The sequence below is a fragment of the Sphingomonas sp. SL1004 genome (assembly GCF_057815015.1).
Genome location: NZ_JBYMUX010000001.1, coordinates 2,391,887 through 2,413,111, shown reverse-complemented (window position 1 = coordinate 2,413,111; position 21,225 = coordinate 2,391,887). Strand labels below are relative to the sequence as shown.

20 protein-coding genes are annotated in these 21,225 nt (G+C 65.9%); 9 read left to right on the top strand and 11 right to left on the bottom strand.

The window, feature by feature from the left end; all coding sequences use genetic code 11:
- Nucleotides 1–4: 4 nt before the first annotated feature.
- On the bottom strand, nucleotides 5–745 hold the full coding sequence (locus AC3D24_RS10875; protein ID WP_489030542.1) for a 16S rRNA (uracil(1498)-N(3))-methyltransferase: 741 nt from the start codon (nucleotides 743–745) through the stop codon (nucleotides 5–7).
- A gap of 236 nt (nucleotides 746–981) precedes the next feature.
- A complete protein-coding gene (locus AC3D24_RS10870; RefSeq protein WP_489030540.1) occupies nucleotides 982–1,143 on the bottom strand; it encodes a hypothetical protein in 162 nt (53 codons plus the stop codon).
- Nucleotides 1,144–1,226: 83 nt separating this feature from the next.
- Between AC3D24_RS10870 and ubiA the strand changes: the two genes are divergently transcribed.
- The 4 genes from ubiA to AC3D24_RS10850 all read left to right on the top strand — a co-directional run bounded on the left by ubiA (nucleotide 1,227) and on the right by AC3D24_RS10850 (nucleotide 5,555).
- Nucleotides 1,227–2,168 carry a 4-hydroxybenzoate octaprenyltransferase gene (gene ubiA, locus AC3D24_RS10865; RefSeq protein ID WP_489030538.1) on the top strand — a complete coding sequence of 314 codons (942 nt, stop codon included), beginning with the start codon at nucleotides 1,227–1,229 and terminating at the stop codon, nucleotides 2,166–2,168.
- Nucleotides 2,169–2,177: 9 nt separating this feature from the next.
- A complete protein-coding gene (locus AC3D24_RS10860; RefSeq protein ID WP_489030536.1) occupies nucleotides 2,178–3,524 on the top strand; it encodes a TldD/PmbA family protein in 1,347 nt (448 codons plus the stop codon).
- Between the two features lie 43 nt (nucleotides 3,525–3,567).
- On the top strand, nucleotides 3,568–4,332 hold the full coding sequence (locus tag AC3D24_RS10855; RefSeq protein WP_489033127.1) for a 3'(2'),5'-bisphosphate nucleotidase CysQ: 765 nt from the start codon (nucleotides 3,568–3,570) through the stop codon (nucleotides 4,330–4,332).
- Nucleotides 4,333–4,508: 176 nt separating this feature from the next.
- Nucleotides 4,509–5,555, top strand: a complete 1,047-nt coding sequence (locus AC3D24_RS10850) for a hypothetical protein (RefSeq protein ID WP_489030534.1) — start codon at nucleotides 4,509–4,511, stop codon at nucleotides 5,553–5,555.
- Between the two features lie 125 nt (nucleotides 5,556–5,680).
- On the opposite strand, the gene AC3D24_RS10845 is transcribed toward AC3D24_RS10850, so the two are convergent.
- The 3 genes from AC3D24_RS10845 to AC3D24_RS10835 are packed head-to-tail and all read right to left on the bottom strand — an operon-like array spanning nucleotide 5,681 to nucleotide 7,789.
- Nucleotides 5,681–5,860, bottom strand: a complete 180-nt coding sequence (locus AC3D24_RS10845) for a hypothetical protein (RefSeq protein ID WP_489030533.1) — start codon at nucleotides 5,858–5,860, stop codon at nucleotides 5,681–5,683.
- Between the two features lie 4 nt (nucleotides 5,861–5,864).
- Nucleotides 5,865–6,572, bottom strand: a complete 708-nt coding sequence (locus AC3D24_RS10840; RefSeq protein WP_489030531.1) for a hypothetical protein — start codon at nucleotides 6,570–6,572, stop codon at nucleotides 5,865–5,867.
- Nucleotides 6,573–6,577: 5 nt separating this feature from the next.
- A complete protein-coding gene (locus AC3D24_RS10835; protein WP_056066683.1) occupies nucleotides 6,578–7,789 on the bottom strand; it encodes a toxic anion resistance protein in 1,212 nt (403 codons plus the stop codon).
- A gap of 152 nt (nucleotides 7,790–7,941) precedes the next feature.
- Here AC3D24_RS10835 and AC3D24_RS10830 point away from each other — a divergent pair, with 152 nt between their 5' ends.
- The 3 genes from AC3D24_RS10830 (at nucleotide 7,942) to typA (ending at nucleotide 12,178) form a co-directional block, all read left to right on the top strand.
- Nucleotides 7,942–8,955, top strand: a complete 1,014-nt coding sequence (locus tag AC3D24_RS10830) for a zinc-binding alcohol dehydrogenase family protein (protein ID WP_489030529.1) — start codon at nucleotides 7,942–7,944, stop codon at nucleotides 8,953–8,955.
- A gap of 323 nt (nucleotides 8,956–9,278) precedes the next feature.
- Nucleotides 9,279–10,244, top strand: a complete 966-nt coding sequence (locus tag AC3D24_RS10825) for a hypothetical protein (RefSeq protein ID WP_489030527.1) — start codon at nucleotides 9,279–9,281, stop codon at nucleotides 10,242–10,244.
- Between the two features lie 89 nt (nucleotides 10,245–10,333).
- Nucleotides 10,334–12,178, top strand: coding sequence for a translational GTPase TypA (typA, locus tag AC3D24_RS10820; RefSeq protein ID WP_056051990.1), 1,845 nt, complete (start codon nucleotides 10,334–10,336; stop codon nucleotides 12,176–12,178).
- Between the two features lie 312 nt (nucleotides 12,179–12,490).
- Here typA and AC3D24_RS10815 read toward each other — a convergent pair whose 3' ends face one another.
- Nucleotides 12,491–13,483: a diguanylate cyclase domain-containing protein gene (locus AC3D24_RS10815; RefSeq protein WP_489030525.1), complete on the bottom strand. Its 993-nt coding sequence runs from the start codon at nucleotides 13,481–13,483 to the stop codon at nucleotides 12,491–12,493.
- Between the two features lie 177 nt (nucleotides 13,484–13,660).
- Nucleotides 13,661–14,323 (bottom strand): L,D-transpeptidase family protein, encoded by a 663-nt coding sequence (locus tag AC3D24_RS10810; RefSeq protein ID WP_489030523.1) that lies wholly within the window; start codon nucleotides 14,321–14,323, stop codon nucleotides 13,661–13,663.
- A gap of 240 nt (nucleotides 14,324–14,563) precedes the next feature.
- Between AC3D24_RS10810 and AC3D24_RS10805 the strand changes: the two genes are divergently transcribed.
- Both AC3D24_RS10805 and AC3D24_RS10800 read left to right on the top strand, forming a co-directional pair.
- Entirely contained in the window at nucleotides 14,564–14,959 is a 396-nt protein-coding gene (locus AC3D24_RS10805; protein WP_489030521.1) for a hypothetical protein, read from the top strand.
- 121 nt (nucleotides 14,960–15,080) lie between these two features.
- The gene (locus tag AC3D24_RS10800; protein ID WP_489030520.1) at nucleotides 15,081–15,401 is read left to right on the top strand and encodes a DUF3297 family protein; all 321 of its coding nucleotides are present in this window, start codon (nucleotides 15,081–15,083) and stop codon (nucleotides 15,399–15,401) included.
- Between the two features lie 282 nt (nucleotides 15,402–15,683).
- Here the strand turns inward: AC3D24_RS10800 and AC3D24_RS10795 are convergent, their stop codons facing one another.
- The 4 genes from AC3D24_RS10795 to AC3D24_RS10780 form a co-directional block, all read right to left on the bottom strand.
- Nucleotides 15,684–17,552, bottom strand: a complete 1,869-nt coding sequence (locus tag AC3D24_RS10795; protein WP_489030518.1) for an ABC-F family ATP-binding cassette domain-containing protein — start codon at nucleotides 17,550–17,552, stop codon at nucleotides 15,684–15,686.
- 378 nt (nucleotides 17,553–17,930) lie between these two features.
- A complete protein-coding gene (locus AC3D24_RS10790) occupies nucleotides 17,931–18,947 on the bottom strand; it encodes a cell wall hydrolase (RefSeq protein WP_489030516.1) in 1,017 nt (338 codons plus the stop codon).
- A 174-nt stretch (nucleotides 18,948–19,121) separates the two neighbouring features.
- The gene (locus AC3D24_RS10785; RefSeq protein WP_031393111.1) at nucleotides 19,122–19,919 is read right to left on the bottom strand and encodes a LytR/AlgR family response regulator transcription factor; all 798 of its coding nucleotides are present in this window, start codon (nucleotides 19,917–19,919) and stop codon (nucleotides 19,122–19,124) included.
- Nucleotides 19,916–21,061 carry a sensor histidine kinase gene (locus AC3D24_RS10780; protein ID WP_489030513.1) on the bottom strand — a complete coding sequence of 382 codons (1,146 nt, stop codon included), beginning with the start codon at nucleotides 21,059–21,061 and terminating at the stop codon, nucleotides 19,916–19,918. The genes AC3D24_RS10785 and AC3D24_RS10780 overlap by 4 nt, the downstream gene beginning before the upstream one ends.
- Nucleotides 21,062–21,225 lie beyond the last annotated feature (164 nt).

The window sequence follows — 21,225 nt, the reverse complement described above, 5'->3', positions numbered from 1 at the left end:
GTGGTTACCAGTCGCCTGCCGCCGCCATCCACAGCGCGACGGCAGCACCCGCAGCGGTCTCCGCGCGAAGGATACGGGGACCGAGACCGATACCGACCGCTTGCGGATGCGCGCGGATCGCCTCGCGCTCGTCCGCGTCGAAGCCGCCTTCCGGCCCGATCAGGATCGCCGCAGGGCCGGGCCGCGACCGCATCGCGTCCAGCGCCGCCACGCCGCCGGTCTCGTCGGCAAAGAACAGCGCGCGGTCTTCGGGCCAGTCGCGGAGCAACGCGGCGAGCTTCACAGGCTCGGCAACCTCGGGCAGCGCGGTGCGACCGCACTGCTCGGCCGCCTCGATCATCTGCGTGCGCAGGCGCTCGGTATTGGGCTTGTCGACGATCGTCCGCCGCGTGACGACCGGCACCAGCCTTGCGACGCCGAGTTCGCACGCCTTCTCCGCCATCCAGTCGACGCGGCCCTTCTTGAGCGGTGCGGCGCACAGCCACAGATCGGGCACGTCCTCGCGCGGTCGCAGCATCTCGGTGACGTCGAGCGCCAAGTCCCGCTTGCCGACACTCGACGCGACGCCGAGCCATTCGCCGGTGCGATCGTCGAACAGCTTCACCGGATCGCCGATCTTCATCCGCATCACCCCGACGAGATAATGCGCGGCGGGGCCGTCGATGTGGAGCGGGCCGGGCGCGAGGAGGCGATCGACGAAAAGGCGCGGCGTGGATTGCGGCGGCCAGGCGGGAGTTGCGGGCATAACTCGCCTCTAGCAAATCCTCCCCGGCACGGGGAGGGGGACCAGCGCAGCTGGTGGAGGGGGGCTTTCACGAGAGTAACGACGGCGTCTGGAGCTGTCGCAAACTCGGCACGTGCGACGCCCTTCGCTACTAGCGGAACGCTCGCGGTGATCCCCCTCCACCCTTCGCCAAGGCGAACGGTCCCCCTCCCCGTGCCGGGGAGGATTTGAGGACGCGCCTCTCCGGAAAGGGGCGTTCAGCGTTTCCGCCGCGCCCACATTTTCCGCGCTACCACCCACGCTACGACCGCAACCAAAACTCCGAGGATCAACACCCCCGCAACCGCCCCGGCGACGCGGAAAATTCCCCAGAACAACGCCTCGACAAAGCGGCCGACCGCGACCGAAAGGCCGATCATGCGAGAGGGTCCGAACGCGCCACTACGCCGACCCTAGCCGGCAAAGGCTTGCGCGCCAAACCCCGTCTTCCTACGCCCCCGCCATGCAGACCAAGCCGAGCCACGCGGAAATCGTCCCTGACAGCGAACACAAGGGCCTGGTCGGTCGCCTCCCGCCAACCCTCCGCGGCCTTGCCCTGCTCGCTCGTTTCGACCGCCCGATCGGCTGGTGGCTGCTGTTCTGGCCCGGCGCTTGGGGCGTCGCGCTAGCCGGTGGCGCGGTCGACCGTTGGGACCTGATCCTATGGCTTCTCCTCGGCAGCGTAGCGATGCGCGGCGCTGGCTGCGTCTTCAACGACATCGTCGACCGCGATCTCGACGCGCAAGTCGCGCGCACCCGCGCGCGGCCGATCCCGAGCGGGCTCGTCTCGATCAGGCTCGCCTGGATCTGGCTCGTCGCGCTCTGCCTGATCGGCTTGGTCGTCCTCCTCCAACTCACCCTCTTCGCCGGACTTGTCGCGCTCGCCAGCCTAGCGCCCGTCGCCGCCTATCCCTTCATGAAGCGCATCACCTGGTGGCCGCAGGCGTGGCTCGGCATCGTCTTCTCCTGGGCCTTGCTGGTCGGCTGGAGCGACATCGCCGGCGCACTCGATACGCCGATGTGGCTGCTCTACGCCGGGTCGATCGCGTGGGTGATCGGCTACGACACGATCTACGCGTTGCAGGACCGCGAGGACGACGCGATGATCGGTATCCGCTCCTCCGCGCTCCGCATGGGGGCCCATGTAAAGGCCGGCGTCGGCATCTTCTACGTCGCCGCCGTCGCCTTATGGGCCGCAGCCTTCTGGCAAGTCCGCCCCGACCCGCTCGCGATCGCCGCGCTCGTCCCCGTCGCGCTCCACCTCGCATGGCAGGTCGCCACACTCAAACCCGACACGCACGACGGCGCAGGCACCGCCGCACTCGCCCGCTTCCGGTCGAACCGTTTCGCCGGACTGCTGATGTTCCTCGCCTGCGTGGTTGTCGGCACGAGCTTGCATCCCTAACTCGCTGATATGCTGACCCCAGACCAAGCCCGCGACCGCGCCCACGACATCGTCCAGCGCGCGAGGGCGGCGGGCGCCGACGCCGCCGACGCGGTCTTCGCCGCCGACGCCGCGCTCGACGTGTCGATCCGCCTCGGCAAGCTCGAGGATATCGGACGCTCCGAAAGCGAGGATCTGGGCCTGCGCGTGTTCGTCGGCCAGCGCTCCGCCAGCGTCTCTACCTCCGACCTCTCGACCGCCGCGATGGACGCGCTCGTCGAACGCGCGGTGGCGATGGCGCGCGAGGCACCCGAGGACCCCTGGGCCGGCCTCGCGCCTGCTGAGCGCCTCCTCCACGGTATCACGCCCATGCTCGGTCTCGACGATGGCGGCGAAGCCAGCCCCGAGCAACTTCGCGACGCCGCGCTCGAAGCCGAAGATGCCGCCCGCGCCGTCCCCGGCGTCTCGAACAGCGAAGGCGGCGGCGCCAGCGCCTCGCGCAGCGTCTGGGCCTTGGCCACCAGCCACGGATTCGCGGGCGCCTATGCCGCGACCGGATACGGCGTGTCGGCCAGCGTGCTCGCAGGCGAGGGCGGCGGCATGCAGCGCGACTACGCGCACAGCAGCGCCCGCCTCCGCGCGCACCTCGAATCGCCCGAAGCGATCGGCCGCCGCGCCGGCGAACAGGCGGTCGCGCGCCTCAACCCCGGCCGTCTCGTCAGCGGCGCCACGACGATCGTCTACGACCGCCGCGTCGGTGGATCGCTGGTCGGGCACATGCTCGGCGCAATTTCCGGCCAGGCGATCACGCGGAAGACGAGCTTCCTGCTCGACTCGCTCGGCAGTCAGGTGTTCGCGCAGGGCATCACCATCCGCGACGATCCGCACCGCCCACACGGCCTGCGCTCGCGCCCGTTCGACGGCGAAGGCCTGCCCGTCTCGCCGAGCGACATCATCGAGGACGGCATGCTCGAACGCTGGCTGCTCGACTCCGCCTCGGCGCGCCAGCTCGGCCTCGAACCCACCGGTCACGCCGCGCGCGGTGTCGGCGGCGGGCCCGGCGTATCGACCAGCAACGTGTTCATGGAGCCGGGCCATGTGCCGCTCGAAACGCTGATCGCCGACATCGAATCGGGCGTCTACGTCACCGAACTGATGGGCGGCGGCGCGAACGGCGTGACCGGCGACTACAGCCGCGGCGCAGCGGGCTTCCGCATCGAGAAAGGCCAGATCACCACGCCAGTCGCCGAGTTCACGATCGCCGGTAACGTCAAGGACATGTTCCTCGCGATGACGCCGGCGAACGACCTGGAATTCCGCTACGGCGTCAACGTACCGACTCTCCGCGTGGAGGGCATGACGGTGGCGAGTGGCTGATCGGCGGCGCGGCCCCGAGCGCTCGCCCGAGTGGCTGCGCGCAATGGCGGATGCGGTGGCGAACATTGCCGCAGAGGCCGGCGCGATGGCGCTCGACCGGTTCGACACCGACTTCCAGCGCTGGGAAAAGACCCCCGGCAGCCCGGTCTGCGAACTCGATATCGCGATCGACCGGATGCTCAAGGCACGGCTGTCGACGCTGCTCCCCGAGGCCGGCTGGCTCTCCGAGGAAACCGCCGACAACGCCGACCGCCTAGCCCACGACCTGCTCTGGGTCGTCGACCCGATCGACGGAACGCGAGACTATATCCGCGCACGCCCCGGCTGGTGCGTCTCGGTCGCCTTAGTCGACCGCGGCAAGCCGGTGATCGGCATCCTCGAAGCCCCGTCCCGCGACGAACGCTGGCATGCGGTCGCAGGGCAGGGCGCCACCCGCAACGGCATTGCGCTCCAGACCGGCAATCGCACCGACTTCTCCGGTAGCCGAACCCCGGTGGACGCCCTCCCCAAAGCCGACCGAGACCTCGTCATGGTCCACAAACCCAACTCGATCGCGCTCCGGATAGCCATGGTCGCCGCCGACGAAGCCGACCTCGTCGCCACCCTCCGCTGGGGCAACGAATGGGACATCGCCGCGGCAATCCTCGTCGCGAGCGAAGCGGGTGCGACGGTGAGCGATGCGCTCGGCGCGCCGCTGGTCTTCAACAAGCCGCGACCGCAGGCGTTTGGGGTGCTGGCCTGCGCCCCGGGCATCCATGCCGCGGCGGTCGAGCGGTTGGCGGACCGGGCGGGCGTTGTACTGAACTAACCGGTTAAACTGGAGAGCACGCGGGCCAGCGCGCTTTGGGGCGCTCCATTCACACAGAAGACCCTCTGTCCACCACGATTCATCGACCTAATTGTCCGGCCCAATGCTCGCCGCCCGTCGACAGGCCGTGCCCGCGCGACCATCATGCTTCAACACAGTAATAACCGGGGGGCAGGATGAAGCTGGTACGCGACGCTAAAACACTCAAGACTAAAGCCATCGAGTCGCTTCGGATCGCTATGACGGCGTTCAACAGCTACGAGGACACCGGGCGGGTCACTACGGTGCTGATGCACTCCCAGCACGCTTGCGAAATGCTGCTTAAGGCTATTCTCGTACAGGGAAAGGCGAAGGTCTTCGACAAAGACAGCGGTAAATCGGTCGGCTTCGAAAAATGCCTTGGCCTTTGCCGGGCGCATCACGACCTTACGACCGACGAGGCCGGCATAATGCGTGCGATCGATGCTCAGCGGGACGCGGCCCAGCATTGGTTTGTTTTCGTGTCCGAGGACTTGCTTTATATGCAAATTCGAGCGCTGATCACTGCGTTCGATGCTTACATGAAGCGCAAGTTGGACGTAGCGCTGCACGAACATATCCCGCCCCGGGTTTTGCCAATTTCTACCAAACCACCTGGTGATTTTGAATTCTTGGTGGACAAGGAGTTCAACTACGTGAACGAACTCCTACAGCCGGGCCGCCGCGCCCGCGACGAAGCACGTGCGCGTATCCGCTCCATGCTGGCGCTGGAGGCGATCGTGACGGAGGAGGTCGAGATATCCGAACGCGACATCGATCGGATTGAGAAAGCAATGCGTGGGGGCGCCGAGTTCACCGCAGTCTTCCCCCGTCTAGCGACCGTTGGCACAACGACCGAGGGGGAGGGCGTCAACCTCGTTGTTCATTTCACAAAGAAGAACGGCGCTCCCGTGCACTACGTCGGCGGCGACGATCCGGCGGCGGCAGCAGCTGTCCGTGAAGTCGATCTGCGCAAGAAGTTTCACCTCCAGCGCAATGAGCTTGCCGTCAAGCTTGGCCTCACCGCGCCTAAGGCCAAAGTGCTTCGCGCGCATCTCGACATCGACGATGACCCTAACTGCTGCCACGTCTTCGAGTTTGGAGCGCAGAAGATTCCTTGTTTTTCCGATAACGCCAAGCGACGGATGGAGGAGGCGCTGCCGAATGTCGACATGGACGAGCTTTGGGCAAACCGAAAAAACTGACGGCATCAAACGGCGTGGCCAGCGTCGTGAAGTCAATCTGACTATTAAAATCGAACCTAAAGTTTGTATAACTTCGAAAGCGATCACCTAGCCGTTCACGTCTGGCAACTAAAGCTATTACGGCATTACTGTTGCCGTAAAGCCATGTGCTTACCCTTCGTCCGGCTGGTCAAATGAAACTGGCCGCACCGGTCACACCGATACGCCCTGAGCGGCACTCGTCCGGCTGCCGCCACCACCAGCGCGTCCGCCTCCGACTTGAACCGCGCCTTGCGGCGGCAGACGCTGAGCCGGGTGCGTTTCACCGCCTCAATCCTTGTACTTCATCTCCAAGAAGCGGCCGCGGGTCGAGAGGTTGTCGAGGTCGCTCTGTGCAAGCCGGGCGGTCATCTCGCCGATTTCCTGTTCGATCAGCTTCAACCCGTCCACCAGCTCGGCGTTGGGCGTGCGGCCGTTGCGCGGGGTGGTGCGGAGCGACGCCGGCACCTTTTCGTAATCCTTCACGAAGGCGGGGAGTTGTTCGCCGATCAGCTTCCGCACGTCGACCGCTTCCTGCGTGTTCGCGTCGAGCGTGGCGAGCTGTGGTGTCAGCGTTTCGAGGCGCAGGCCGATCCGGTCGACCAGAGTCATCGCGGGAGCGGGGAGGGTGGGGCGCTGCGCCTCCAGCCAGCGTTCGGTCTGCGCCGGCAGCGCGCGGATGTCGACCGCGGCCAGCCGCTCGGGCGTTGGCGCTCGCTCGGCCGGCCAGACCGCGAACAGTACCGTGGCCGCGACCAGCAGCGCCATCACCAGCATCGCGCCGCCGATCCCGAGCGGGACGATCCAGCCGATCACCATCGCCGCGATCAGGATCGACACGTCGGCGACCGCGATCCGGGTCAGCCGCTTGCCGATCGCCTGCGTTTGCCGAGCCCGCCCCCGCGATGGCGCGCGTGCGATGACGGTGCCCGTCCGGTCGTCGGAAATGCGCGACCAGGAGGCGCGGGCGCTGGCGATGGCGTCGTCGACTTCGCTCACGAGAGTTACATCGCCTCCAGCTTGAACGGGCTGGCGGAAGGTCCGCCCAACTGCCCCTGCGTCGCGCCTTCGGCCCGCGCGATATAGCCGCGAGACTTGTCGACTTCGTTCGACAGCGCGCCGACGGTCACCTTCATCGAATCGAGCGCCTTCAGCTTGAACACGTCGATCGCGTCCATCGTGTCGTAGATGTTCTGGAACGCGCGTTGCAGCGTCTCCAGCGGGATCGTCGCCGACGCGGCCTGTTCATGGATCTGCGCGGTCTGCGATTTGAGCAGCTTGCCGGTCGAATCGATGATGTTCGCGGTCGTCGTGTTGAGCGCGGTGATCTGCTCCAGCACGAGCTTCTGGTTGGTCAGCGCCTGCGCCACCGTCACCGCGGTGCGCAGCGCGGACACGGTCGTGGTCGACGCGCGATCGACACCCTTCACCAGCTCGACATTGTTCTTCTTGACGAGATCGAGCGCGAGATAGCCCTGCACGGTGACCGCCATCTGCGTCAGCAAATCCTGCGTCCGCTGGCGCGTGTAGAACAACGCGGTCTCGCGGATCGCCTTCGCCTTGGCGGGATCGCTGTGGTCGAGGTCGTTGGCGACGTCCTCCAGCTTGGCGTCCATCGTCTTCGACAGATGGATCATCTGCTCGAGCCGCCCCATCGCCGCCCACAGATTCGCGCGCTCGGTATCGATCGCGGCGTTGTCCATCAGCAGCTCGTCCTTGCCCGAGCCGAGGCTCTTCAGGATCTGCGCGATGTGCGTCTGCGACGATTTATAGCCGTCGAAATAATTGCGCATCTTGCCACCGAACGGGATGATCCCGAACAGCTTCTGCGGCGCGGTGAGGTTGCCCTTCTTGCCGGGATCGAGGTCCTCGACGACGCGGCGCAGCTCGGCCAGGTCCTTGCCGACGCCGGTCTCCTGATCCATCGCCTTGACCGGGCGATCGAGGAAGCGGTTCGACTGGCCGGCGGCGTCGCGGATTTCCTTCGCGCCCATCGCGGTGATCGCGTCGACGCGCTTGCCGAACTCGGGTGAGTTCACGTCCTGCGCGACGAGATCGGTGACGAAGCCCGACACGCGCTCCTCGAGCTGCGATTTCACGCCAGCATCGACGGGGACGAGGCCGGACGCCTTGGCGGCGGCAACGGTCGGCACCGGATCCGGCGGAGTCAGCACCAGGCCCGGCTCTTCCGTCAGCGTGTTCGGGGTCGTCGCCATGCTCGTGTCTCCGTTCGGTGGGGCATCGTGGCTGCAACCCGCCCCGCGTTCAAGTGGCGTATATAGATAATACACTCAGGCTTGCCAACTGCTCTCCTTGAAACCGGGCGGCCGCGTGGACAGCTTGTCGGCGACATCACAGGAGTTCCAGCATGCGCGCCATCGGCTATACCAAGTCGCTCCCGATCGACGATCCGCAGTCGCTCGTTGACCTCGATCTCCCCAAGCCCGAAGCGGCGGGGCGCGACCTGCTGGTCGAGGTGAAGGCGGTTTCGGTCAATCCGGTCGACACCAAGATCCGCCAGCGCCGCGAAGATCCGGACGGCAAGCCGCAGGTGCTGGGCTGGGATGCATCGGGCGTCGTCGTCGCAGTCGGCGTGGACGTGACCGGGTTCAAGGTCGGCGACGACGTGTTCTACGCGGGTGCGATCGACCGACCTGGGACCAATTCCGAATATCATCTCGTCGACGAGCGCATCGTCGGCCACAAGCCAGAGTCGCTCGATTGGGCGCAGGCGGCGGCGTTGCCGCTGACGTCGGTTACCGCGTGGGAGACGCTGTTCGACCGGCTCGACGTGCGCAAACCCGTCCCCGGCGCGGCGAACGCGATCCTGATCATTGGCGGGGCAGGCGGGGTCGGCTCGATCACGATCCAGCTCGCGCGGCAGCTCACCGACCTGACCGTGATCGCCACCGCGTCGCGCGACGAGACCCGCGGCTGGGTCGAGGATCTCGGCGCGCATCACGTGATCGACCACCGCAAGCCGCTCGCCGCGCAGGTCGAGGCGCTCGGGCTGGGGGCGCCGGGGTTCGTGTTCTCGACGACGCATACCGACGAGCACATCGCCGAGATCGGCGAGCTGCTGGCGCCGCAGGGCCGGCTGGTGCTGATCGACGATCCGAAGACGCTCGACATCGTGCCGCTCAAGCAAAAGTCGATCTCGGTCCACTGGGAGCTGATGTACACGCGCTCGCTGTTCCAGACCGCGGACATGGGCGAGCAGGGCAAGTTGCTCGACGAGGTCGCGCGGCTGGTGGATGCGGGGACGATCCGGACGACGCTGGCGGAGAATTTCGGGCGGATCGACGCGGCGAATTTGCGGCGGGCGCACGAGCGGATCGAGAGCCACACGGCCAAGGGGAAGATCGTGCTGGAGGGGTTCTAAGCTTTCGACTTTCCAGAGCGTCCCGCTAACCTAGGCTACCACCCCGGCGAAGGCCGGGGCCCAATTGGGGGACGTTGCTAACGGATGGGGGTGCTCCATTATTGGCACCTTTCCAATTGGGCCCCGGCCTCCGCCGGGGTGGAGGCCGGGCAGACGAACCACTCTTTCTTGTTCCCTCGCGAACGCGGGGGCCCAGGAGCCAGGGACGTCACCGCTCGTGACCCTGGGCCCCCGCTTTCGCGGGGGAACGGCGTGGGTGACGCGCTGGGCATCTTACCGCCAAATGAGACTGGCGGCGGCGCAAACACACGATACTCTGCACCATGCTCCGCCCGCTGATCCTCGCGCTTGCCCTCCTCCCCGCAGCGGCCACGAATCGTCCTCCATCAACCGACCCGCTAACCGCCACGATCCACACCGAAGACGCCGACCGCTTCGCGACCCTCTTCGCCAAAACCAAAGGCAAGCCCACCGCCGCGCAACTCAAGCGCGACTATCTCGACAAGGGCAGTTTCGGGATCGGCGTCTTCACCCCCGGGCGGATCGTCGACGCCGACAATCTCGCGCGCGCCATCGCCGCCAGCCCCACCCGCTACGCGCAGGCGATCAAGACCTGCCTCCCCGCCGCCAAGGCCACCACCGCCGATCTCCGCGCGATCTATCTCGGCCTCCACGGCGCGCTCCCCGACGTGAAGCTCCCGCAGGTCTATATAGTCTTCGGCGCGAACACGTCCGGCGGCACCGCCAAGCCGGGCGCGCAGGTGCTCGGGCTCGAAGTGCTGTGCCGCATGTCGCCGAGCCCCGAGAAACTCCGCCAGACGCTCCGCCATTTCTTCGCGCACGAGACGGTGCATTCCTTCCAGCAGGATGCCGGGATGACGCTCGCCCGAGACCCCCTGCTCACCGCGATCCTCGTCGAGGGCGCCGCAGACTTCATCGCGCAGCTCGTCACCGGCGAGGAGCCCGACGCCGCTCGCGCCGCTTGGGCCACCCCGCGCGAGGCCGAACTCTGGCGCCAGATGCAGGCCGACATCGCGCTCACCCGCAAGCTCACCGACAAGGACGACCCCGAGGAAGGCTCGCCCGAAGCCAAGGCCTATGCACGCTGGGTCGGCAACTACTCCACGCCGCCCGCCAGCTGGCCGCCCGAACTCGGCTATTGGATGGGCCTGCGCATCTGGCAGCGTTATTATGCCGCGGCACCCGACAAGCACGTCGCGCTGAAGGCGATGTTGGCGGTTCGCGACCCCCGCAGCATTCTCGCCGCCGGAACTTACAAACGGCGCTGAGGTTCCCTAAATACGGCTGCATCTTCCCGCGGCGCAACAATTACGCTATGGCGCGCGCCAACCAATCCCTCGATCAAGAGATTATATCCATGAGCCTCCGCAACGTGGCGATCATTGCGCACGTCGATCACGGCAAGACGACGCTGGTCGACCAGCTCTTCCGCCAGTCCGGCACCTTCCGCGACAACCAGCGCGTCGAAGAGCGCGCAATGGATTCGAACGACCTCGAAAAAGAGCGTGGCATCACCATTCTCGCCAAGCCGACCTCGGTCGACTGGACTCCTCCCGGCGAGTCCGAGAGCATCCGCATCAACATCGTCGACACGCCCGGCCACGCCGATTTCGGCGGCGAAGTCGAGCGCATCCTGTCGATGGTCGACGGCGTCGTCCTGCTGGTCGATTCGTCGGAAGGCGCGATGCCGCAGACCAAGTTCGTCACCGGCAAGGCGCTGGCGCTCGGCCTGAAGCCGATCGTCGTCGTCAACAAGGTCGATCGTAACGACGCGCGCATCCAGGAAGTGCTCGACGAAGTGTTCGACCTGTTCGTGTCGCTCGACGCCAACGACGACCAGCTCGATTTCCCCGTGCTCTACGCATCGGGTCGCAACGGCTATGCCTCGACCGACATGGACGCGCGCGAAGGCACGCTGATCCCGATGTTCGAGACGATCGTGAAGCACGTGCCGCCGCCCGCCGTGGAAGTCGCCGGCGTGCCGTTCACCTTCCTCGTCACGCTGCTCGACCGCGATCCGTTCCTCGGCCGCGTCCTCACCGGTCGCGTCAATTCGGGTACCGTGAAGACCAACCAGGCGATCCACGCACTCGATAACGACGGCAAGATCATCGAGACCGGTCGTGCGTCCAAGATCATGTCGTTCCGTGGTCTCGAGCGCGTTCCCGTCGACGAAGCCAAGGCCGGCGACATCATCTCTCTGGCAGGTCTCTCGGTCGCTACGGTTGCCGACACGATCGCCGACATCACGGTGACCGAGCCGCTGCACGCGCAGCCGATCGATCCCCCGACGCTGTCGATGCGTTTTGCCGTGAACGATTCGCCGATGGCGGGCCGCGAGGGCAGCAAGGTCACGAGCCGCATGATCCGCGAACGCCTGTTCCGCGAAGCCGAGTCGAACGTCGCCGTGAAGGTGACCGAGGCTGCCGACAAGGACAGCTTCGAAGTCGCCGGCCGCGGCGAGCTTCAGCTCGGCGTACTGATCGAGACGATGCGCCGCGAAGGCTTCGAACTGGGCATCTCGCGTCCGCGCGTGCTGTTCGGGGAGGACGAGAACGGCAAGAAGACCGAGCCGTACGAGACGGTCATCATCGACGTCGACGAGGAGCATTCGGGTACCGTCGTCGAGAAGATGAACACGCGTAAGGCTGAGCTGACCGACATGCGTCCGTCGACCGGCGGCAAGACCCGCATCACCTTCTCGGCGCCGTCGCGTGGGATGATCGGCTATCATGGCGAATTCCTGTCCGACACGCGCGGCACCGGGATCATGAACCGGCTGTTCGAGAAGTACGGTCCGCACAAGGGCGCGATCGAAGGTCGCAAGAACGGCGTGCTGATCTCGAACGGTTCGGGCGAGGCGAACAACTACGCACTGGGCCCGCTCGAAGAGCGCGGCATCCTGTTCGTGGGCCACGGCGAGGCGCTCTATGAGGGCATGATCGTCGGCGAGAACGCCAAGCCGGACGACCTCGAGGTCAACCCGATGAAGACCAAGGCGCTGACCAACTTCCGCGCGAGCGGCGGCAAGGACGACCAGGTCCGCCTGTCCCCGCCAAAGCGCGCGACGCTGGAGCAGGCGATCGCCTACATCGACGACGACGAGATGGTCGAAGTTACGCCGAAGTCGATCCGCCTGCGCAAGCGCTTCCTGGATGCGAACGAGCGCAAGCGGGCTAGCCGGGCTAAGCAGAGCGCCTGAGGCCAGCAAAGGCGAAGCCGGCTGAGCCTCAGGCGCTCGGCCGGCCTCGCTCAAGCGAGGTCCGACGACACGGCTTTGCCGTGTCGCGCTAGGTTGGAAATGCAAAAGGCCGGAGGGAAACCTCCGGCCTTTTTGTTCGTGTGTGCTTTTCTATTCGGTGAAACGGGCACTTCTACCCGTCATTCCCGCGAACGCGGGAACCCATATTAGCGGGCCTCGCGGCAGAATTGCCGACCCCTGAGGATATGGATCCCCGCCTTCGCGGGGATGACGAATGTAGGGAAGGCGCTATCTGACGGAAACGTCACACCCTCACCCGACCAGCCGCATCACCTGCTTGACCTCACCGCCCGGCACCCCGGCCCGAAACGTGTTCCGCCCCGCCGTCTTCGCCGCGTACAGCGCCGCATCCGCAACCGCGAACATCGCCTCCGCGTCATAATCATAGGCATCACCCGCCACCGCGATTCCCGCGGACGCGCCAACCCGCAGGATTTCTGCCGCCCACGCGATCGGCATCCGCAGGTCGGCCAGCGCCGCAGCGAGTCGCAGTTCGAGCGCAGCGCCCAAAGTTTCTGCCTGCACCAGCACCGCGAACTCGTCGCCACCGATCCGCGAAATCATCGGCGCGTCCGGAAACGCCGTGGTCAGACGCTCGGACACTATTCGCAGGCAGGCGTCCCCGGCGGCATGCCCGAACCGGTCGTTGACCTGCTTGAAGCCATCCATGTCGAACAGGATCAGCGCCCCCAGCGGTGCGATCCCGGCTCCGCCCGCCGGCGCATCGAGAAACCGGCTCTGGAACAGCGCCCGGCTTGCCAGCCCGGTCAGCGCGTCGTGTTCGGCCAGCCGGCGCATTGCCTCCCAGCGCAGCTTCTCGTCGGTGATGTCCTGCTTGATCCCATAAAGTCGCCGCGCGCGTCCACCTTCGACGACGACGTCGCCGGTCAACCGCATCCACCGCCGAGCGCCATCGGTCCGGACGATCTCGGCGTCGAGCGAGAACCGGCCCCGCCTTGAATCACCGCTCGTTCCGGCGTCGGCGATCGCCTGGGCACGCAGCCGCTCCATCGTCTCGCGCGACTCCTCTGCGTACATCGCGACGGTCTCGCGCCGATCGACCCGCGCGTCGGCCGGCAGCCCGAACAGCTCGTGGATTCCCGTGGTCCAGCGCAGCGACGAATCCGCCAGGTCGCAGGTCCAGGCGCCAATGCCCGCCAGCGCAAGCGAGCGCTCGATCAGCGTCGCCTTGTCGAAGGTTCCGTCGGGCGCAGTCGGCGACCAGGTGTCGATCGTCGTGTTCATGCCGCGCGCCCGCTTTGTCCTACCCGTTGTTCCATGACCGAAAGATATCGGGTCAGCGGTTAAGAGCGAATGGCGGTCCAGCCAAATTGACTGTGATTTGCTTACAAGGCGCGGTGGATTATCGGCAGTTCGACTCAGGTGGCAGTCTTCAAAGGGGCAGTCTTCAGGCGGCAGTCTTCAGGCCGCGGTGATCCGTCCGCCGCGCTCCAGCATCTCGCCGCTCGTCACGATCACCCGGTCGCCGAGCTTCACCTGTCCGAAGATCAGCTTGGCGAACGCGGTCGGCACCCCGACGCAACCATGCGTGGCGTACTTTCCATCCATCAGCGCGCTGCCGTGGATCGAGACACCGTCGTTGGTCAGCCGCAGCATGTACGGCATCGGCGCGCCGTACAGGTTGGACACGTGATGCGCGTCCTTCTGCGTGATCTTGAACACGCCCAGCGGAGTCGGCTTTTCGTCCGCGCCATAGATCACCGCGGCCGTCCCGATCTCGTAGCCCGCGCGAAAGATCGACAGCGTCTGCGCCACCAAGTCGACGGTGATCACGATCGGGCCCTCGGGTACGCCTTCCGTGTCCCAGTAATAGGCGCCGTGCCGCAACGGTTCGGGGACATCGAGCACGCGTTTCACGACATAGCCCTCGGTCGGATCGGCCGCGGCGACGACGGGAGTGGGGACGGCCTTAGGCGCGGCAGGTGCCACCTTCGGAGCCGGCCGCATTTGGGCAATCCGCACCGGCGTTTCCGCTGCACGCACCTGCACCGGTGATCCCGACAGCGCGAGCCCGGCGATCAGCACGCCGCTAGTGGCCAGTACGGCAAAGGCGATCGTTCGCATCGTCACGGTCCTGCGCATGCCGTCACCTATCGCATATTCGTGAAGATTGCGCATACCGTCAAAGCCGCCAGCGTCCCCGGACGGGACTTGCGTGGCGTGGCTATACGGCAGGTTAACAGCCCGTTCCGCCGCAGTTCAGACCGAATCGGGCAAAGCCTGCAACACGGTCGGACACTTATGCGTTTGTACCAGACGAGTATCTGAAGCGGGCCGGCGTAACTGGTAATGGAGGTTCGGAACATGAACGGATTGATGAAGAAGGCAGGCCTGGGCATCGCCCTCGCCGCAACCGCGCTGACCGCAGCGGCGCCTGCGGATGCGCAGCGCTGGGGTCGTGGTGGTTACGGGCGCGGCTATGGCGGCGGGTGGCACGGTCACCGGGGTGGCGGCAATGCGGCGGGGGCAGCAGTGCTCGGCGGTATCCTGGGCCTGGGCGTCGGCGCGGCGATCGCCAGCAACAACAATCGCAACCGCGGTTATTACGACGACGGCTATTACCGCGGTCCCCCGCCGCGCGCCTATTACAGCGAGCCGGTCCAGTCCTATTACCGTCAGGACTATCGTCCGCGGTGCTGGAACGAGTGGCGGGTCGATCCTTATTATGGCGACCGGGTATCGGTGCAGGTCTGCAGCTGATCCGATCGCAGGACGAAATGACGGCGTCGGGAGCAATCCCGGCGCCGTTTTAGTGCGAGGTGTTTTTTGGGCGTGCCTTTTTTCTGGCGCGGGACAGGCGCTTGCCGCTAGACGCGCGACCATGACCGACACGCCCAACACGCCCGAGACCGAAGCCGCCGCCACCCCGGCCGCAACCGGCGACACGCCCCCCGATCGTCTGTCGATCAACCAGCGCAGCCCGTTTTTCCAGCAGGACCTGCTCGAACGCGGCATCGGCATCCGCTTCAAGGACAAGGTCCGCCATGACGTCGAGGAATATTGTATTTCCGAAGGCTGGATCCGAGTGGCGCTCGGCAAGAAGGTCGATCGCGCGGGTAACCCGCTGACGGTCAAGCTGGTTGGGCCTGTCGAGGCCTGGTTCGAGCGTCCGGCAGCGGGCGCGGACACCGACGAGGGCTGAGCCCGAAGAGCTCGGAGCATACGCTCTGAGCTTAGAGAATAATGTTTCCCCGCGAAGGCGGGGTATCCAGACTGGGCTCTCGCCTTCGCGGGAGAACATAGAAGCGCGGACTATCGCTGAGTTACCGGCGCGCTGGAATACGGCTGCCCCCTCCCAAATCTCGTCACCCCAGCGAAAGCTGGGGTATCCCGCTTGGCGGACGCCGCGACCGGAATGGGGAGATCCCAGCTTTCGCTGGGATGACGGGCTTGGGGCGAGGGACGTTATGCGGGGCGGGGGGCCTTAAGCCGCCACGCCCTCCAACGCCTCGCTAGCCTCAAGCCACTTCGCCTCGCTAGCCTCCAACTTCGCATGCACCTCGGCGCGACGCTTGCTCAGGTCCCCCATCGACATCCGCGAGAACCGCGGCTCCGCATTAGCCGGATCGACCATTGCGCGGTCCAGGGCATTACGCTCCTTGGTGAACTTCGCGGTCTGCTCCTCGATCTCGCGCAGAGCCTTCCGCAGGGCCGCGTCGTTGCTCTTCGCCTCGGCCGCAGCCTTCTTGCCGGCCTTCTTGTCGGCCTTCGACGCCGCATCGCCCTTGCCGCCGTCACCCTTCAGGACGAACGCGATGTAGTCGTCGAGGCTACCGTCGAATTCCTTCGCCGTCCCGTCGTCGACCAGCACCAGCCGATCCGCGGTAAGCTCCAGCATGTGCCGGTCATGGCTGACCAGCACCACGGCGCCGGTATACGCGTTGAGCGCCTGCACGAGCGCCTCACGCGCATCGACGTCGAGATGGTTGGTAGGCTCATCGAGGATCAGCAGATGCGGTGCATCGCGCGTGATCAGCGCCAGCGCCAGACGCGCTCGCTCGCCACCCGACAGCTTGCCGACCCGGGTCGTCGCCTTGTCGCCCGAGAAGCCGAACCGCCCCAACTGTGCGCGCACCGCGGCCGGCGTCGCGCCCTTCATCAGGTGCGACATATGCTCGATCGGCGAGTCGGTAGGATCGAGTTCCTCGACCTGATACTGCGTGAAATACCCGACCTTCATCTTGCCCGACGACGACATCTCGCCGTCCATCGGCGTCAGCTGCGCCGCCAGCAACCGCGCGAGCGTGGTCTTGCCGTTGCCGTTGCGCCCGAGCAGCGCGACCCGGTCGTCGGGATCGAGCCGCATGTTGAGCCGCTTCAGGATCGGCACGTCGGCATAGCCCACGGTCGCCATGTCGAGCGTGATCAGAGGCGGACGCAGTTCGGTCGGGTTGGGGAAGCCGAACGACAGCGTCGGGTCGTTGTAGCTCTCCGCGATCGGCTGCATCTTCGACAGCATCTTCTGCCGCGACTGCGCCTGCTTCGCCGTGGAAGCGCGGGCGGAATTCTTCGCGATATATTCCTGCAGCTTCTCGCGCTGCACCGCCTGGTTGGCGCGTGCCGCCTCGATCTGCGCGAGCCGCTCGGCACGCTGCCGCTCGAACGCGTCGTAGCCGCCCGGATACAGCGTGACCTTGCCGCCCTGCAGATGCAGAATGTGATCGACCACGTTGTTGAGGAAATCGCGCTCGTGGCTGACCACCACGATCGTCGCCTTGTAGCCCTTGAGGAAGTCCTCGAGCCACATCACCGCTTCGAGATCGAGATGGTTCGAAGGCTCGTCGAGCAGCAGCAGGTCCGGCTGCGAGAACAGCAGCGCGGCCAGCGCCACGCGCATCTTCCAGCCACCCGAGAAGCTGTCGAGCGTGCGCGCCTGCATGTCCTCGTCGAACCCGAGCCCGAGCAGGATCTGCGCGGCGCGGGCGGGCGCGGTATACGCGTCAATCGCGATCAACCGCTCGTACACGTCGCCGAGCCGGTCGGGATCCTCGCTGGTCTCGCTCTCGATCATCAGCGCGGCGCGCTCCAGATCGGCTTCGAGCACGGTCTCGAACGGGGTCTTGACGCCGTGCGGCGCTTCCTGCGCGAGGTAGCCGATGCGAGCGCCCTTCGGCATGTCGGCGGACCCGTCGTCGGGCTCCAACTGCCCCGCGATCACGCGCACCATCGTCGACTTGCCCGCGCCGTTGCGCCCGATCAGCCCGACGCGCGAGCCCGGCGGCAACGCGGCGGTGGCGCCATCGAGGATAACGCGTCCGCCCAGGCGCACCGTGATATTGTTCAGGTTCAGCATGCGCGTGCCGTTAGCAGATGCAGCATGGTTTTGCGAGGGGAGGGGTAGGGGGTGCTTGCGGCCAGATTCCCCGCCTCGACATTCTTTTTCAATCCTCCCCCGCCAGGGGGAGGTGGCGCCAAAGGCGACGGAGGGGGAGGACACGGAGCAAAGGTTTCGCATGCCTCCCCCTCCGTCTGGCAAGCGCCAGCCACCTCCCCCTTGCGGGGGAGGATCGAGCGCCGATCCGTCATCGATAGAGGACCACCCCGGCGGAGGCCACCACCCCGGCGGAGGCCGGGGCCCAGTTGGAAAGGTAGTCGTAACGAAGGGCAGTCCGCAGTTGGCAACGTCCCCCAACTGGGCCCCGGCCTCCGCCGGGGTGGTGCAACGTTGAGGCTAAGTCTCGTCCGAGACGACCGCGTTCGAACTCTCACCGCCGCCAACCATCAAGGCCGCGCGCCCACCAACATGCACCCGCACCCCGGAAACCAACCGTGTCTGCACATCCGCCGCGCCCGCCATCATCGAGTCCGAGCGCGCCATCCCCCGATGCACCGTCACCCCATGCGGCGCATCGACCGGCGCCGCACTTGAGTCCGCAACGTCGTCCCGATTACCATAATGCACCGAAACCCCAGCAACCTGCGCCGCGGCCACTGCCACACCACCACCGCTCGCCAAACCAACACCCCGAACCCCAGGCTCAACCCCCGCATAAGCCTGCCGAAACGTCAGCGCCCGCTCCAGCGCCCCCTGCCAGCGATAGAACACATGCGCCCCAACCGTCGTGATCCGTGCGAGACTGGAAGCCCACCAAGGCAATATGCTCGTCGTATGAAACGACGTCGCCGCCCCGACTGGTGCGTACACGCTCCCACCGAGCGCCGCGCTCGCCACCGCCCGCGCGCGATCCCAAGCCCCCGGCTCCCGCGGACGGTTCATCGAGCCGTCGCACGTAAAGCTGAACTGGCACCCGGTCCGCCGCTCGGCCCCCTGATACACGACCCCGCAAACGCTGTTCGGAAAGGCCCGGTCGCGTACCCGGTTCAACACGACCTGCGCCACTGCGCGCTGACCATCCTCCGACTGTGACCGCGCCTCATAATACACCGCCGCCGTCAGGCAGTCGGCGGCACGGCTCGCATCATCGACGGAGTTCGACGTCAAAAACGGCGGAGCAACGAACGGCGCCGCAGCCGCAAACGGCGCATCGGGGGCGGCCGTCGCGATCTTCGCAGAGATGTCGTCGGGCACATGCAACGCCATCCGGCTCAGCAGCGCACGCGAGTTCCGCTCCGGCTGGACCCGAGCGATCGCCGCCGGCCGATCCGCCGGCACGCACGACGTCGCCATCACCAACGCGGGCAGGCTGATCAGCGCGTGGCGGTAAAGGCCGTAACCCGACGTCTTCATCCTCCCGCTCTAGGCCGCGGGGTTTAGGGACTGGTTAATGGGGCCGGGAAACGGGAGAAGCGCTCGCTAACGAAGCACACCCCCGTCATCCCGACGAAAGTCGGGACCTCGATCGGCAAGGACGGATCCTGTTACCGGGAGATCCCAGCTTTCGCTGGGATAACGGGGACTATCTCAGTGAACGAACCGCGCCACCACATCGCGATACGACCGCGAAACCTTCACGCTCGCCCCCGAATTCAGCACCAGGAAACACTCGCCATTGGTATGCGGCTTGACCTGCTTCACCAAATCGAGGTTCACGATCGTCGACCGATGCACCCGCTGGAACCGCCTTGGGTCGAGCCGCTTCTCCAGATCCTTCATAGTCTCGCGCAAGATCAGCGTATTATCGCCGGTATAGATGCACATGTAATCGCCGGCCGCATCGATCCGCTCGATCGTATCCACATCGACGCGGAAGATCTGCCCGCGATCCTTGATGTTGATGAGCTTCTCGAACCGGTTCGCCGACACGGCGTCCCCATCCGGCATGTCCGCGGCCGCATCCGGCGCGACATCGGCGAGCACTTCGCGCAACCGATCGACCTCCTCGACGCCGCGCTTCTCGGACAGACGCTGCCGAACCCGCTCGATCGTATCGGCCAGCCGCGATTCCTCGACCGGCTTCATCAGGTAATCGACCGCCTGCGCCTCGAACGCGCGCAAGGCATGGTCCGAATACGCGGTCACGAACACGAACAACGGCGGCTCGACCTCCATCAGGCCCTGCACGACGGAGAACCCGTCGAACCCCGGCATCTGGATATCGAGGAAGACGAGGTCGGGCTTGTGCGTCTTGATCGCGCGGATGGCCTCGCGGCCGTTCGAGCATTTTTCGATGATCTCGACGTCTTCATGGGCCTGGAGTCGGAGTTCCAGCCCCTGGATCGCCAGCGGCTCGTCGTCGACGAGAATGGTACGGATGGTCATGCGGCCTCTCTGTTCACGTCTTCAAGCTGGTAGGGAATCTCGATCTCTACCGAGAATCCGCCAGCGGGCGTGGAGCGCGTTTCGAAACGGTGGTCAGGGCCGTATGCCTGAACCAACCTGTCTCTAATATTAGCGAGCCCCACGCCGGTTGAAAGGCTTGAACCGATCCGGCCCTCGATCAAGCCCGGACCCGTGTCGGATACGGCGATCTGCACGCGTTCCCCGGCGAGCCGCACTTCGACGCAGATTTCGGCGCCTTCTTCCTGCGGCGTGACGGCATATTTGATCGCGTTTTCGACGAGTGGTTGCAGCAGCAGCGACGGCAATCTTGCCCGCTCGGCGCGCGGATCGATGTCGAACTTCGGCCGCATCCGATCCTCGAAGCGCATCTTCTCGATCTCCAGATACAGCTTCAGTTGGTCGACCTCCTGCGCGACGGTGACATGCGCGGTCGGCTCGTTCGCCAGCGTGTAGCGCAGGAACGACGACAGCCGGCTGAGCATCGCGTTGGCCCGCTCGGTCTGCTTGAGCAGGACCAGCGTCGAGATCGAGTTCAGCGTGTTGAACAGGAAATGCGGGTTGAGCTGATAGCGCAGCATCGCCAGCTGCGCAGACGACGCTTGGTTCTCGAGATGCTCCATCTGGTCGATCTGCTGTTCGACGATCAGGTAGAAATTGATCCCGAAATACAGCGCCGACCACCCGAACAGCACCGTGAACGTGACGTACACCGACCCGAGCAGCCGGGTCAGCGTTACCCCCGGCGTCGCGGTCGCGATGAACGAGAAGGTGAACGCGTCGAGCACCGCATACAGGAAGGTAGCGGCGGCCAGCGTCGCGATCGTCAGGAAGATGCCGACAAGCCGGTTCATCCGCCGATACTGGCCGTACATCGTCGAGAGGAGCAGCGTGATGCAGTAACCGACGATCGCCTCGACGATCACCGGGATCACCCCGTCGAGCGACAGCCCGTTCGAGATCGACACCACGCCGCGCAGCAGCAGGTAGCCGCTCCACCCGACCGCCTGGAGAATCCAAAACGCACGGGCCTTGTTCTCGAAAAACGGCCGCGCGGTGAAGGGCAGGCGTCGAGCGGGGTTCGGGGCGGAGGAGCCGGAAGGCGAGGCAGGAGGGGTAGCCATTGGCCCGCGGTCTTACACGCGGCGGCGAAGACACGCAAAAGCTGTGGAGGGCCTACGCTACAGCTCTTATCAAGGGCGCAGACATGCCGGACCGACGTCGTTGGCGATGATGGAGCGCGGACCATCCTTTAAAGGGGCGTCACCCCGGCGAAGGCCGGGGCCCA

Coding starts and splice junctions, on each gene's coding strand:
- AC3D24_RS10855 (WP_489033127.1), top strand. CDS start 3,568: ATGGCGGATGCGGTGGCGAACATTGCCGCAGAGGCCGGCGCGATGGCG.
- AC3D24_RS10875 (WP_489030542.1), bottom strand. CDS start 745: ATGCCCGCAACTCCCGCCTGGCCGCCGCAATCCACGCCGCGCCTTTTC.
- AC3D24_RS10810 (WP_489030523.1), bottom strand. CDS start 14,323: ATGCGAACGATCGCCTTTGCCGTACTGGCCACTAGCGGCGTGCTGATC.
- AC3D24_RS10825 (WP_489030527.1), top strand. CDS start 9,279: ATGCTCCGCCCGCTGATCCTCGCGCTTGCCCTCCTCCCCGCAGCGGCC.
- AC3D24_RS10785 (WP_031393111.1), bottom strand. CDS start 19,919: ATGACCATCCGTACCATTCTCGTCGACGACGAGCCGCTGGCGATCCAG.
- AC3D24_RS10830 (WP_489030529.1), top strand. CDS start 7,942: ATGCGCGCCATCGGCTATACCAAGTCGCTCCCGATCGACGATCCGCAG.
- AC3D24_RS10835 (WP_056066683.1), bottom strand. CDS start 7,789: ATGGCGACGACCCCGAACACGCTGACGGAAGAGCCGGGCCTGGTGCTG.
- AC3D24_RS10800 (WP_489030520.1), top strand. CDS start 15,081: ATGACCGACACGCCCAACACGCCCGAGACCGAAGCCGCCGCCACCCCG.
- AC3D24_RS10815 (WP_489030525.1), bottom strand. CDS start 13,483: ATGAACACGACGATCGACACCTGGTCGCCGACTGCGCCCGACGGAACC.
- ubiA (WP_489030538.1), top strand. CDS start 1,227: ATGCAGACCAAGCCGAGCCACGCGGAAATCGTCCCTGACAGCGAACAC.
- AC3D24_RS10790 (WP_489030516.1), bottom strand. CDS start 18,947: ATGAAGACGTCGGGTTACGGCCTTTACCGCCACGCGCTGATCAGCCTG.
- AC3D24_RS10860 (WP_489030536.1), top strand. CDS start 2,178: ATGCTGACCCCAGACCAAGCCCGCGACCGCGCCCACGACATCGTCCAG.
- AC3D24_RS10870 (WP_489030540.1), bottom strand. CDS start 1,143: ATGATCGGCCTTTCGGTCGCGGTCGGCCGCTTTGTCGAGGCGTTGTTC.
- AC3D24_RS10780 (WP_489030513.1), bottom strand. CDS start 21,061: ATGGCTACCCCTCCTGCCTCGCCTTCCGGCTCCTCCGCCCCGAACCCC.
- typA (WP_056051990.1), top strand. CDS start 10,334: ATGAGCCTCCGCAACGTGGCGATCATTGCGCACGTCGATCACGGCAAG.
- AC3D24_RS10795 (WP_489030518.1), bottom strand. CDS start 17,552: ATGCTGAACCTGAACAATATCACGGTGCGCCTGGGCGGACGCGTTATC.
- AC3D24_RS10805 (WP_489030521.1), top strand. CDS start 14,564: ATGAACGGATTGATGAAGAAGGCAGGCCTGGGCATCGCCCTCGCCGCA.
- AC3D24_RS10850 (WP_489030534.1), top strand. CDS start 4,509: ATGAAGCTGGTACGCGACGCTAAAACACTCAAGACTAAAGCCATCGAG.